This is a genomic window from Polaromonas vacuolata (genome assembly GCF_012584515.1).
Classification (GTDB): Bacteria; Pseudomonadota; Gammaproteobacteria; order Burkholderiales; family Burkholderiaceae_C; genus Polaromonas; species Polaromonas vacuolata.
On record NZ_CP051461.1, the window covers coordinates 365,675 to 378,434 of the forward strand.

General features: G+C 54.0%; 14 protein-coding genes. 6 read left to right on the forward strand and 8 right to left on the reverse strand.

Translation table 11 applies throughout. From position 1 onward, the window contains the following. Positions 1 to 180 precede the first annotated feature (180 nt). Positions 181 to 1,587, forward strand: a complete 1,407-nt coding sequence (dbpA, locus tag HC248_RS01830) for an ATP-dependent RNA helicase DbpA (RefSeq protein ID WP_168921016.1) — start codon at positions 181 to 183, stop codon at positions 1,585 to 1,587. 9 nt (positions 1,588 to 1,596) lie between these two features. Then, positions 1,597 to 2,436, forward strand: a complete 840-nt coding sequence (locus HC248_RS01835; RefSeq protein WP_168921017.1) for an SDR family NAD(P)-dependent oxidoreductase — start codon at positions 1,597 to 1,599, stop codon at positions 2,434 to 2,436. A 260-nt stretch (positions 2,437 to 2,696) separates the two neighbouring features. Here the strand turns inward: HC248_RS01835 and HC248_RS01840 are convergent. From HC248_RS01840 to HC248_RS01875, 8 genes are all read right to left on the reverse strand, one after another. Then, a protein-coding gene (locus HC248_RS01840) for an IS3 family transposase (protein WP_168921018.1) occupies positions 2,697 to 3,850 on the reverse strand; the annotation gives its coding sequence in 2 pieces (ribosomal slippage) (positions 2,697 to 3,607 and positions 3,607 to 3,850; 1,155 coding nt in all). A 60-nt stretch (positions 3,851 to 3,910) separates the two neighbouring features. Continuing rightward, positions 3,911 to 4,324, reverse strand: coding sequence for a hypothetical protein (locus HC248_RS01845; RefSeq protein WP_168921019.1), 414 nt, complete (start codon positions 4,322 to 4,324; stop codon positions 3,911 to 3,913). 16 nt (positions 4,325 to 4,340) lie between these two features. Beyond that, a complete protein-coding gene (locus HC248_RS01850) occupies positions 4,341 to 4,841 on the reverse strand; it encodes a type III secretion system chaperone family protein (RefSeq protein WP_168921020.1) in 501 nt (166 codons plus the stop codon). Between the two features lie 473 nt (positions 4,842 to 5,314). Then, a complete protein-coding gene (locus tag HC248_RS01855; RefSeq protein ID WP_168921021.1) occupies positions 5,315 to 6,373 on the reverse strand; it encodes a branched-chain amino acid ABC transporter permease in 1,059 nt (352 codons plus the stop codon). Between the two features lie 2 nt (positions 6,374 to 6,375). Then, the gene (locus HC248_RS01860; protein ID WP_168921022.1) at positions 6,376 to 7,260 is read right to left on the reverse strand and encodes a branched-chain amino acid ABC transporter permease; all 885 of its coding nucleotides are present in this window, start codon (positions 7,258 to 7,260) and stop codon (positions 6,376 to 6,378) included. A gap of 208 nt (positions 7,261 to 7,468) precedes the next feature. Continuing rightward, on the reverse strand, positions 7,469 to 8,665 hold the full coding sequence (locus tag HC248_RS01865) for an ABC transporter substrate-binding protein (protein WP_168921023.1): 1,197 nt from the start codon (positions 8,663 to 8,665) through the stop codon (positions 7,469 to 7,471). 62 nt (positions 8,666 to 8,727) lie between these two features. After that, on the reverse strand, positions 8,728 to 9,432 hold the full coding sequence (locus HC248_RS01870; protein ID WP_168921024.1) for an ABC transporter ATP-binding protein: 705 nt from the start codon (positions 9,430 to 9,432) through the stop codon (positions 8,728 to 8,730). Further along, the gene (locus HC248_RS01875) at positions 9,429 to 10,223 is read right to left on the reverse strand and encodes an ABC transporter ATP-binding protein (RefSeq protein WP_168921025.1); all 795 of its coding nucleotides are present in this window, start codon (positions 10,221 to 10,223) and stop codon (positions 9,429 to 9,431) included. Before HC248_RS01875 ends, HC248_RS01870 begins: the two co-directional genes overlap by 4 nt. 340 nt (positions 10,224 to 10,563) lie before the next feature. Here HC248_RS01875 and HC248_RS01880 point away from each other — a divergent pair, with 340 nt between their 5' ends. The 4 genes from HC248_RS01880 to mazF all read left to right on the forward strand — a co-directional run bounded on the left by HC248_RS01880 (position 10,564) and on the right by mazF (position 12,745). Continuing rightward, on the forward strand, positions 10,564 to 11,646 hold the full coding sequence (locus HC248_RS01880; RefSeq protein WP_168921026.1) for a DUF6352 family protein: 1,083 nt from the start codon (positions 10,564 to 10,566) through the stop codon (positions 11,644 to 11,646). A gap of 116 nt (positions 11,647 to 11,762) precedes the next feature. Beyond that, a complete protein-coding gene (locus tag HC248_RS01885; RefSeq protein ID WP_168921027.1) occupies positions 11,763 to 11,927 on the forward strand; it encodes a hypothetical protein in 165 nt (54 codons plus the stop codon). A 231-nt stretch (positions 11,928 to 12,158) separates the two neighbouring features. Then, positions 12,159 to 12,401, forward strand: coding sequence for an AbrB/MazE/SpoVT family DNA-binding domain-containing protein (locus tag HC248_RS01890; RefSeq protein ID WP_168921028.1), 243 nt, complete (start codon positions 12,159 to 12,161; stop codon positions 12,399 to 12,401). Next, positions 12,401 to 12,745 carry an endoribonuclease MazF gene (gene mazF / locus HC248_RS01895; protein WP_168921029.1) on the forward strand — a complete coding sequence of 115 codons (345 nt, stop codon included), beginning with the start codon at positions 12,401 to 12,403 and terminating at the stop codon, positions 12,743 to 12,745. Before HC248_RS01890 ends, mazF begins: the two co-directional genes overlap by 1 nt. Positions 12,746 to 12,760: the final 15 nt, after the last annotated feature.

Here is a 12,760-nt window from a genome sequence, read left to right on the forward strand (position 1 = left end):
CCTGTCGGTTGTGTCAAGGCTGCATGCCTTGCTATTGAGACGCAGAGTACCACCCGTAGCCTCAAGCTTGAGGGCTACCCTTGGTATTCGCGCCCGTCACTTGGGGCTATGCCTGCTTCGCATGAGTGACTTCTAGGAATCTGGTCATAGCGGATCAGCCCCATCACCGATAATGCCCGCATGACTACGAACTCCAATGATTTCAGCGCCTTGTCGCTGCCAGCCCATGTACTGGCCAACCTCACCCAACTGGGCTACTTGCAGATGACCGCGATCCAAGCCGCCAGCCTGCCGGTGGCGTTACTGGGTAAGGATTTAATCGCCCAAGCCAAAACCGGCAGCGGCAAAACGGCCGCCTTTGCTTTAGCGCTACTCGCCAACCTCAATGCCCGTCGCTTTGCGGTGCAAGCCATGGTGTTGTGCCCAACCCGCGAGCTGGCCGACCAAGTCGCCACTGAGATTCGCCGTCTGGCGCGGGCTGAAGAAAACATCAAAGTCGTCACGCTCTGCGGCGGTGTCGCCTTGCGCGGTCAAGTCGCCAGTCTTGAGCATGGCGCGCACATCGTGGTGGGCACACCCGGCCGCATCATGGACCATTTGGGTCGTGGCAATCTAAACCTAGAAGCCATGAATACCTTGGTCTTAGACGAAGCCGACCGCATGCTAGACATGGGCTTTTTTGAAGACATTTGTGTGGTCGCCAAGCAGTGCCCCAAAGAGCGGCAAACCCTGCTGTTTTCGGCCACCTACCCAGAAGGCATTGCCAAGATTAGCCAGCAGTTTATGAAGTCGCCGCAAACCATCACGGTGCAGGCGCAACACGAAAAAAGCAAGATTCGCCAGCGCTGGTACGAAGTCGCCGACAGCGACCATGACGAAGCCCGACTTGAGTCAGTGGCCAAACTGCTAAACCATTTCCGTCCCGCCAGCACCTTGGCTTTTTGCAACACCAAATCGCAATGCCGCGCCTTGGTGAGCTACTTGAAAGACCACGGCTTTAGCGCCTTGGCCTTGTTCGGTGAACTTGAGCAGCGCGAGCGCGATCAAGTCTTGGTGCAGTTTTCTAACCGCAGCTGCTCAGTGCTAGTGGCCACCGATGTGGCGGCGCGCGGCTTGGACATTGCCCAGTTAGAGATGGTCATTAACGTTGACGTCACGCCGGACGCCGAAGTGCATATTCACCGCATAGGCCGCACCGGCCGCGCCGACCAAGAAGGCTGGGCCATGAGCTTGGCCAGCATGGACGAGATGGGCAGTGTTGGCAAAATTGAGCAACTGCAAAAAGCCGAGTCCGAGTGGCACAAACTCAGCGAACTGACACCCGCCAGCCAAGAGCCGCTGTTGCCGCCCATGGTGACTTTGCAAATCGTCGGCGGCCGCAAAGAAAAAATCCGCGCCGGCGATGTGCTGGGCGCACTGACTGGCGACGCCGGTTTTACCCGCGAGCAAGTCGGCAAAATCAATGTCAATGAATTTTCAACCTACGTCGCCGTCGACCGCGCGATTGCTAGTGAGGCGCAGCAAAAACTGTCTTTTGGCAAGGTCAAAGGCAAAAGCGTCAAAGTGCGCTTTATGGATGAGGCGTAAGGCCAGCGCATGACTGAAGCGCTCAACACGCCCAACAACAACTCGGCGGCTGATGCCTCGGCCATTGATGCTTCGGCGCTTGATGCTGAGGTGAATGCCGAAGTAAATACCGCCGTTATTCCGCTCACCTCGGGTGAGAAGAACGAGGGCTTGGCCGTGGTGATAGGCGCAGGCGGCGGCTTGGGTGCGGCCATGCTGGCGCAACTCAAAGCCGACGGCATTTATGCCGACGTGCTGGGCATTAGCCGCGACGCCGCCAACGGTTTGGCGATGGACTATCTCGATGAAGCCAGTATCGCCAGCGCCGCCAGCACAATCGCTGCGCACTGCGCCGCACACGGCCAAAGCCTGCGTTTGCTAATTGTGGCGACCGGGTTTTTGCACGGACCACAAGGCCAGCCCGAGCGCAGCTGGACGCAACTCGATGCCGCCTATTTGCAGCACGTGTTCGCCATCAACACGCTAGGGCCAGCATTAGTGATGAAGCATTTCTTCCCACTGCTGCCCAAACAAGGCCGGTGCGTGGCGGGCTTTTTCTCGGCCAAGGTAGGCAGTATTGGCGACAACTCGCTGGGCGGCTGGTACGGCTATCGCGCCTCTAAGGCCGCCCTCAATCAGTTGGTTAAAACCGCGTCAATTGAGCTCACACGGCGCAATCGACAAAGCGTCTGCGTGTCGCTACACCCCGGCACCGTCGCCACCGCACTGAGCCAACCCTTCGCAAAAACCGGCTTAACCGTTCGCCCCGCACCACTGGCGGCTACGGCTCTACTGCAGGTTTTGGCTGGGGTGACGACGGCGGATAGCGGGTGTTTGTTGGATTACTTGGGGGGGAGATTGGGGTTTTGAGGCGCGCTGCTCGACTTTGGTTTTGATTTGCGGAGCCTAGGTTTTGTTCTGCCTTTGTTTTTCTCAGCGGTGTTGAGTCGCCGAGCGCTTTTAAGGAGACTTTGGGCCTAGTTGCTTGATTGTTTCTGGCTGGTGATGAAGCAGCAAATCCGCCTTTAAGTGGGGTATGAAACTTAACCAAGTTATCAGATTTATCTTCGCTGACGCCTTGATCATTGTCAGAATCACCTTCGGTAGTAAAGTCTGTGAACCTAGTCAGATTAATGGACAGCAGAGTCCTCTAAAGATTGGTAATACAGATTTTCAAAGTTAAGTGGGCTTAGCCAGCCAACGGTTGAATGCCTGCGAATGCGATTGTAATAAGCCTCTATGTATTCAAAGACTGCCTGCTTAGCTAGCTCTCGGGTTGCAAAGTATTCACCGTGAATAGCTTGCTTTTTCAGTGTGGCGAAGAACGATTCTGCTACGGCGTTATCCCAACAATTTCCGCGCCTACTCATGCTTTGAATAAGTAAACTTTCCCTGAGCATTTTGCGGTACGCGTTCGACACGTATTGCGATCCCTGATCGGTGTGAACCATCACGCCAGTAGGTTTTCCTCTGGTGAGAATGGCCGCTTGCAATGCATCGCACACTAACTTGCTATCAATTCGCCCGCTCATCTGCCAGCCTACAACAGCGCGACTGTACAAGTCGATCACCGTGGCCAAATACAGCCAACCCTGCGCAGTGCGTATATAAGTAATGTCTCCAACCCAAACCTGATTAGGTGCGCACACTTCGAACTGGCGCTCCAGCAAGTTAGGCGAGGCTAATTTGCCGTGATTAGAGTCAGTGGTGCGTTTAAATTTCTGACTTCCTTTAGCGCGTAATCCCAAATAATGCATATGCCTACCGACGGTGCGCGCGCAAGCGTTTAAGCCGCTACCAACGAGCTCGGCGTGGATGCTGGGTGCGCCCACTCTTGCTTTATGCGCTGTGTGGCAGGCACGAATGGCATCGTGCAGATCAGTTGCTCGCTGTGGGCGGGCAAGCCATGCGTAGTAGCCCGAGCGGCTAACCGACAAAGCCGCGCACAGAGCGGCCATGCGGTAGGCGTCCAAGTGAGATTTCATAAACGTGTACTTGGCAGACTTGGATTTTTCACGAAGTACACGTGCGCTTTTTTTAGTATGTCGTTGACCTCTCGTAAGTGCGCGTTCTCACGCTCAAGCGTACGAAGTCGTTGTTGATCTATCGATAAGGCCGCGCTGGCGGTAACGCCGATGCTAGTGCGGTGTACACGCATCCACTTGTCTAACGTGGAGTAGCCAACGCCAAGCAGCTTGGCTGTGTTCGCAACGGACTGCCCTGGGTGATTTAAAACGTGTTCGACTGCTTGCTGCCTGAACTGTTCACTGTGATGTTTGCTCATGAATTTCCTTTTCAAGGTTTGATTTAAACCTTTAGAGGAACTCTTTGTCTACTTTTTTGACTAGGTCCAGTTTGCAATGCAGTTGATACCGTGCCGGCTCGCTCCGACAAAAGTAGTGGCCAGTGCATGCAGCGCGCCGGCTACGACGCCAGAGCCGTAGTCGGCGATGACGTTACTCATGCACGCCACCGCAGCTTCTTCTTCAGGTGTGTCAACGGGATTGCCAGCAGCATTCGCTGTTCTTTTGATAAGTGTGCTGACCGCGCCGAAGATGACGGTTTGTACTGCCGGCCTGTAGACCCAACTGGCGCCTGTGATTACAGCGCCGCCCAAGGCGTCAAATACTGCGGACTTGATAGGGTATCCCATCGGCCGTGTGGTTGCGGGTGCGGGTGCGGTTGTGGCTGTGGCTGTGGCTGTGGCTGCGGCTGCGGCGGAGCGGGATGAAGGACTTGAACCTATTGGATTTGTCATGACACTGTCCTTCAATCTAAGCTGAAAACTCAGCCATATTTTGCTCAAGAATCTCTGCGCTTTGGGCCAATGTGTCGCGCATCAGCTGCGTGGCGCTGACCAGCGACAGCAGCATTTCGGCCACGGCTTCGCCGCCGTTGGCGGTCTGGTCAAGCGCCAACCGAAAACCGTAGACGATCTGGCCACCGTCTGGCAGCCGTGCAAAAAAACCGCATAAGCCGGCTGGGTTGTTGGCGTTGTTTTCAAGTAGCTGGCGCAAGACGGGTATTTCTTGTTCGGGCGTCAGGTTTTCTGCCGTACCAATGTCTACAAAAATAGTCAGGCCGGCGGGGTCGTACTCGCCGTAGTGCTGAAACCAGAAGTTAAATTCTTTGATTTGCAAACTGTCACCTCGCAGCAGCGCTTGCGCGTCAAGCTTGGTGATCTCGGCAAACTCGGTGACGGCGGCGGTAAAGGCGCGTGGAACGCCGTAGGCATCAACGCCAAAGGGGTTTATAGGGCTGTCTAAAGCGGACATTGGACTCTTTCAAAATGTCTCACTTTTATACATTTAGTATCTTTTTTATGTGTCTAGGGATTTCCCTGAAAGTTTAAAAAATGTGTTGTACAAGATCTAAGCAGCTCACTGCAATGGCTAAAAACCGTGGGTTTTATTGATCTGCGGGTGGTTTTTTAAGGGCGTAAGGGCGGTCTTACATGTGTCTTATATGTCGACTTAGTTCAACCTGTGCATGGCCTTGGCATGTGCTTTACGGGTCAAATTCAGTACGCCAAGCGCCCACGATGGGGTTGAAAAAATAGCTTGCTCAATGTTTGCAAGGCGTGCAGTGCGTATTTGCCGCCTAACGTAGTGCGTATTTGATGGGTTTAAAGCCGGACTGTATGCGCCGCTTTAGTTGGCCTAGCCGAGTTATTTGTACACGCTTGGGGTTTGCTTGACCCAAGGTTGTGCTTCACAAAGCGGGTTGACCGCTTTGTGTTTTTAGCTGATTAAACGTCGAGATTGGCGGCTAATTTTGCCGCTTTGCGGCGCTCACGGAAGGCATGTAATTCGCCCACCACGCCTTTGCGAAAGGCTAGCACGCACAGCACAAAGATCACGCCAATGATGACGTTGACCCAAGAGCCGACCTTGTCAGCCAATAAGTTTTGCAGCGCAATGACGATGCCAGAACCCAAGACCGGGCCGAAAAACGTGCCCACGCCGCCTAGCAGCGTCATCAAGATGACCTCGCCAGACAAAGACCAGTGCACATCAGTCAAGGTTGCAAAACCCATCACCAAGGTTTTGAGTGAACCAGCCAAGCCGGCCAACATGGCGGACAGCACAAAGGCCAGCAGCTTGTAGCGGTCAACCTGGTAGCCTAGCGAAATGGCACGCGGCTCATTTTCGCGAATCATCTTTAGCACCTGACCGAAAGGTGAGTGGACTATTCGTGCAATCGCCATCAGGCAGGCGGCAAATATTGCCAGTACGACGTAGTACAAGGTGAGGTTTGACTTGAGGGAAATCAAACCAAAAAGCAGGCCACGCGGAACGCCTTGCAGGCCGTCTTCACCGCCGGTAAAGGGCGCTTGCAGGCAAATAAAGTAAACCATTTGCGCCATCGCCAAGGTGATCATGGCGAAGTAAATGCCTTGCCGGCGAATCGCAACTAGGCCAACGAGCAAACCAATAAAGCCAGCTGCAACAGTGCCGGCCAAAATGGCCAGCTCTGGCGACCAGCCTTGGGACTTGATAAACCAGCCGGTGATATAGGCGGCCGAGCCAAAAAAGGCTGCATGTCCAAAGGACAGCAAACCGGTAAAGCCAAGCAGCAAATTAAACGCGCAGGCAAACAGTGCAAAGCACAGTAGCTTCATCAAAAAAACCGAATACAGGCCTAGAAAAGGCGCTGCTATTGCCAGTATCAGTATCACTACGTAAGTTAGCTTGGTGATACGCGAGGCGCTGCTTTTGAGCTTGCTTTGGAGAGAGGGCGCAGTGGGCACGGTGGAACTCGATGAGGGGGTCTGGGAGGTTGTGGCGGAGGGGGTGTTCTGGCTCATCTTTAGTTTTCCTTGCCAAACAGGCCGGCTGGTTTAACCATGAGCACTAGCACCATGACGATAAACACCACAATATTCGATGCTTCGGGGTAGAACACGCGGGTCATGCCTTCGATCAGGCCTAGCGCCAGACCCGTCAGCACTGAGCCCAAAATAGAGCCCATGCCGCCAATCACCACCACCGCAAACACGACGATGATGAGGTTGGAACCCATTAACGGGTTGACCTGAATAATCGGCGCAGCCAGCACACCGGCCAAGCCTGCTAGCGCAGCGCCAGCGCCATAGGTGAGCATGACCATCACAGGCACGTTTATGCCAAAGGCCTGAACCAGTGGCGCGTTCTCGGTGCCGGCGCGCAGATAGGCGCCGAGCCGGGTGCGCTCAATCAGGTACCACGTGCCAAAGCAAACCACCAATGACACAAACACTACCCAAGCGCGGTAGTTAGGCAGGTACATAAAGCCGAGGTTGGTGCCGCCTGAGAGCAGTTCTGGCACGCGGTAGCTTTGTCCTGAGACGCCGTAGAGTTCGCGAAAAATGCCTTCGGCAATCAAGGCCAAGCCAAAGGTGAGCAGCAAACCGTAGAGCGGATCGAGTTTGTATAAGTGGCGCAGAAACAAGCGCTCAATGATGACGCCGATAAGGCCAACTGCCAGCGGCGCAAGTATCAGTGCCGCCCAGTAGTTAATGCCAAATGAATCCATCAAGATCCATGCGGCAAAAGCGCCCAGCATGTAGAGTGCGCCGTGCGCAAAGTTAACAATGCCAAGCAGGCCGAAGATCACAGCCAAGCCCAGGCTGAGCATGGCGTAGAACGCGCCATTGACCAAGCCCAGCAAAAGCTGGCCTAAAAAAGCTTGCACGGGGATGCCGAAAATTTCCATGGGAGCCTAGCTAAACGCCGTTCAAAATACTTGTGAAAACCGGCCAGCAGACGCAGATTTTTTAGAAGATCTGCGCCGGCTGAACCGGTGAAAAAATCAATGCCGGGAAGTGGTTTTGGGTTGCGCTGCCAACAAAGCATTCGCGTTTGCAATGCTTTGTCGCGATCCGCCGTAGTGCCTCGACCGCTTCCCTTTTATGGCTTAACTATTACTTTTTGAGTAAGCTGCACTTGGACTCTGCGAGCGTGGCGAAGGCCTGCTCGCCAGGTACTGTTGCAATCTTTTTGTAGTAATCCCACGGCGTGGTCGACTCTTTTTGTGTTTTGACTTCAAAGAGGTACATGTCGTGAATCATGCGACCGTCGGCGCGGATCTGACCCTTGTTATAAAAGTCATCAATCTTCATGCTTTTAAGCGCCTTCATGACCTTTTCGCCATTGACTGTGCCGGCAATTTCCACTGCTTTGAGGTAGTTGGTGGTGGCTGAGTAGTCAGCAGCTTGCAGGCTTGAAGGCATGCGCTTGTATTTATCAAAAAAGCGCTTGGAGAATTTGCGCGACGCATCGTCTTGATTCCAGTACCAGCTGTCGGCCAGTTGCAGGCCTGCGGTATTGGCCAAGCCAAGGCTGTGCACGTCATTGATGAAAACCAGCAGGCCAGCGACTTTCATGGTTTTGGTCACGCCAAATTCTTTGGCTGCCTTCATGGCGTTGGTGAAATCACCGCCGGCGTTAGCCAAGGCCAAAATTTGCGCTTTAGACGACTGCGCTTGCAACATAAAGGATGAGAAGTCCGAGGCATTGAGTGGGTGACGAACCGCGCCCAAAACAGTACCGCCATTGGCTTTGACAACGGCTGATGCATCGCCTTCTAACGAGTAGCCAAACGCATAGTCAGCGGTCAGAAAAAACCAGCTTTTGTTGCCGGCTTTGACCAGCGCCGAGCCAGCCACTTTAGCCAGCGATACGGTGTCGTAGGCGTAGTGAACTGAATACGGTGTGCAGTCTTCATTCGACAGGCGGGCTGAGCCAGCGCCGATGGCGATGAAAGGGCGCTTTTTCTCGGCCGTGATCTTGGACATGGCAATCGCCGTGCCGGAGCTAGTGCCGCCAATCAGCATGGCTAGGTTGTCTTTGTCAATCCATTCACGTGCTTTGGACGAAGCCACGTCGGCCTTGTTCTGGTGATCGGCGCTCAGCACTTCGATAGGACGGCCTAGCACCTTGCCGCCGAAGTCCTTGGCCGCCCAGCTGAGCATTTCCGCACCAGCAGGGCCGTCGATGTCGGCGTACAGGCCAGACATGTCGGTGATGATGCCGATACGCACTGGACCGGTGTCGGTTTGCGCGCTGGCTGCGGTGACCAGGCCTACGGCCATAGCAGCGACTAGTGTTTTAATTTTCATGGGTTGGCTCAAGTTAGGGTTTGGACGACGGGGAAATAAAAAAGGCAGTTCTATGCTTGGCTCTATACGCCTAAATACTCTTGCAGCATGCCCATGTTTTGGGCCAGTTGAGACTGTTCAAACTGTTTGACTATGGTGCCGTGCTCCATCACGTAGAAGCGGTCAGCTAGCGGTGCAGCAAAGCGGAAATTCTGCTCGACCAGCACTATGGTGTAGCCCTTGGCTTTGAGCGTGAGAATCATCTCCGCCAGCTTTTGCACAATCACCGGTGCCAAACCTTCAGAGATCTCGTCTAACAGCAGCAGCCGCGCGCCGGTGCGCAAGATGCGGGCCACGGCCAGCATTTGTTGCTCACCACCTGAGAGCCGCGTGCCAGGGCTGCTGGCGCGCTCTTTAAGGTTGGGGAACATGTCATAGATCTCGTCCAAGCTCATGCCGCCGGGCGCTATGGTGGGCGGCAGCATCAGGTTTTCTTCGGCGGTGAGACTGGCAAAAATGCCGCGTTCTTCGGGGCAATAACCCACGCCTAGCCGCGCTATTTTGTGCGGTGCTAGCGCAATTGATTCTGTGCCAGCGATTTGAATCGAACCTTTGCGTGAGCCGGTCAGGCCAACGATGGCCCGCATGGTGGTGGTGCGGCCTGCGCCGTTGCGCCCTAGCAGGGTGACAACTTCGCCCTCGTTCACGGTCAGGTTAACGCCGTGGAGTATGTGCGACTCGCCATACCAGGCTTGCAGGTTCTCGATTTTTAACAGCGCTTTGCTCATACGGTCGACTCTTTGGTGGGCTGCTCGCCTGGCAAGGCCGTGTCTGTCGTGCCCATATAGGCTTCTATGACCAGCGGATTGGCAGACACTTCTGCATAAGGGCCGTCGGCAATGATGGCGCCGCGCTGCAATACGGTAATACGGTCGGCAATGGAGGAGACTACATTCATGTTGTGCTCGACCATCAAGATGGTGCGGCCTTGCGAGACTTTTTTGATCAACTGCGTGACCCGGTCCACGTCTTCATGGCCCATGCCTTGCGTCGGCTCGTCAAGCAGCATCAACTCTGGCTCAAGCGCCAAGGTAGTGGCGAGTTCTAGCGCACGTTTGCGGCCATAGGGTAGGTTGACAGTCATCTCATCGGCAAAGCTACCCAAGTCGACTTCGTCAAGCAATTGTCTGGCCCGCTCATGCAGGTGATGCAGCGAGGATTCTGGTTTCCAAAAGGCAAATGAAGTGCCGAGATTGCGCTGCAATGCGGCGCGCACATTCTCTAGCACCGTCATATGCGGGAATACCGCCGAAATCTGGAACGAGCGCACTATGCCGCGTCTGGCGGTTTGTGCTGGTTTTTCTGTCGTGATGTTGGCTTCATTAAACAAAATGGTGCCGCGTGTGGGCGGCAAAAATTTGGTTAACAAGTTAAAGAATGTTGTTTTGCCTGCGCCGTTCGGGCCAATCAGTGCGTGGATATGGCCGCGGCGAACCTTGAGGTCGACATTGTTCACGGCGATAAAGCCCTTGAACTCTTTGCTCAGGCCGCGGGTTTCAAGAATGAACTCAGCTGACAAATGACTCTCCGGCGGGTTTGTTGGGAATATGTGCAACGTTAGGGGTAGACCTTGGCCAATTGGCAGGCTAGGCAAGCGGTACCCGTATGCTGATTAGTTACAAATGGTAGCCATCAAAATGGCTTCTGCTACCGGGTAAGACCCTTAGGTAGTTTTGCGTGGTTGTTGCTTAAATGGTTTCTTTGTCGCGTTTAGCGACGAGTCTTTCTAGTGGATTTTTACCGACGGTTGCTGTCCTGTGTTGGCACTGCTTGTCTGCGTGGTTAGAAATTTTCTTGTTTCTAGCATCCTCGTTTGGGTTTTTGTCCAAAAGTGGTTTCTCAGTGTGCGACCATCTGGGATGCAAAAATTCTGGCCCTCACATAGTTTTACACAGCTCTATCCCGGGCTAGAGCGCAACGCTCGCGGCTGGCTCATGCCCGGGCTGGATTACTGGCGTTATTTTTTAGCCATGCCTGAGCTGGCGCCGGTAGAGCAGTCTTGCCCGTCCGAGCTGGCGCTGCATGCGGCTTTGCTGGAACAGCCCTTGCGCGCAGTCAAGCCCGAGCGGCTACTCAAGGTGCAAGACCCAGATGCGCGCGGCAGCTACAAAACTTTCTTGCGCTTTCGCGACCAGTTGTTGGCCGCCGGCACGCTAGAGGCTTGGTATTTAGGCCTTTTTCCGCGCAGTGGCAGCGTGCGCATAGATATCGCGCCGCTGTTTATTGATTTAGTGTTGGCCGCCATCACGCGTAATGTGCTGGATGACTCGCAAGATGCTTTTGAGCTGCGGGCCGCGGAAATGCTGTTTCGCTCGCAACGCATCAGCACCCAAGACAGCCAAGTGCTGAGCGGCGATGCTTTAACGCTGGACATGCTTAGCGAGACCGGCGGCGTGGGCGACATTGGCCGCTTTCTGGCCGAGGCTGGCGCGCCCATGGCTAGTGTGCAAATGCAAGTGCTAAGTGACGATAACGCCGCCGAGTATTGGGCCTCTAGCCAAGGTCAACGGTTTTTGCTTGACCTCAAACATGAGATCAACAACGACTTGAGTCACGGTCTGGTGTTGACATTAACCCGCGCCCGCTCGGGTCTGAAGTCGCTGGCGCAAGTGCTGCAAAAGTGGTTGCTGCATATGTTGGGCATCACCGTGAGTATTCGGCCGCTGCAAAAAATTGATGATGCTAGCTGGCGCTGGCATGTGGGTTTGGATGTGCAGTCCACGGCTTTGCTCAATGACCTTTATGAGGGACAGGAAATAGAGCCGGCTAGGTTGCAGCGCTTAATCAGCTTATTTAAGCTCGACTTTGCCGATCCGCGCGAGATGCGCGCCGATGTTGCTGGCAAGCCGGTCTACCTTGGCCTGATGATGGATGGGCAAGGCTTGCTCAGGCTAAAGCCGCAAAATTTGTTGATTAATTTGCCTTTGTTGTCGGTCCAGTAATACGCTTTTGAACCAGCGTAAGGACAGCACTTTATGCCTCATCGCTGGGTCTGCCGAGAGTTGCCTCAGTTGTGGCATAAAATCCGAGGTTGAGCCATATTTAACCGGAGTCCTCCATGCCCAAAAAAATCAGAGTCGAAGCCGACATCTGCGCCCCAAAACCTGTTCCCCCAAAGGGCTTTACTACTGCTACCGGTCACGGTCAGAAGGTCAGTCTCGAGCGCGGTAGTTCTACCCGCAGCAAAAAAAATCCGGGTAAGCGTCCGAAAAAAGGCGGCTAAATCCGACTGACCAAAAGGCTGCCCGACGGGGCTGGCCTTGCGGCATAAAAAAAGCGCCTTTTTGGCGCTTTTTTTATGCCGTTTTTTTTTGAGGCCACCGTTAATTAGTTTGCACTAGGCAATCGCATCAACTACTCTGGCCGCACATTTAATCAGATGGTTTATTCAGCCTAGCAATAGACTGCTAATTGCAAAGTATATATAATGTAGATACATCTTGATGGGTAAATAATGGAATCTGTTATTCGAAAGTGGGGCAACTCTCTAGCCTTGCGGTTACCCGCATCTGCGCTCAAGCAAGCGGATTTGAGTCTGGATCAAAAAGTCAACATAGTGGTCTCGCGAAGCCGCATCATCATTGAGGCGTCTGGCAAAGTTGAATATGACTTGGGCCAGTTGCTTGACGCTATGACGGCTGAAAACGCGCATGCTGAGGCGGACTTTGGCAAACCGGTTGGTAAAGAGTTGCTCTGATGGCTACTCGCTCTTATGTGCCTGATGCCGGCGACATTGTGTTGCTAGAGTTTGACCCCCAAGCTGGACACGAGCAGGCCGGACATAGACCGGCTTTGGTAGTCAGCCCAGCTAGCTACAACGCAAAAACGGGTTTGATGGTTTGCTGCCCTATGAGCACCAGGATTAAAGGCCATCCCTTTGAAGTGCTGGTTGAGCTTGACGCGGTCACGAGTGCTGTGCTTTCTGACCAAGTTAAATCACTCGATTGGAAAGTTCGGCAAGCTAAGAAAAAAGCCACTGTGCCTGCGGCCGTGATGCTGCATGTGCGGGCAAAAATCAAGGCTTTGCTGGCGATTGCGTGATTCATGTGTGATCAG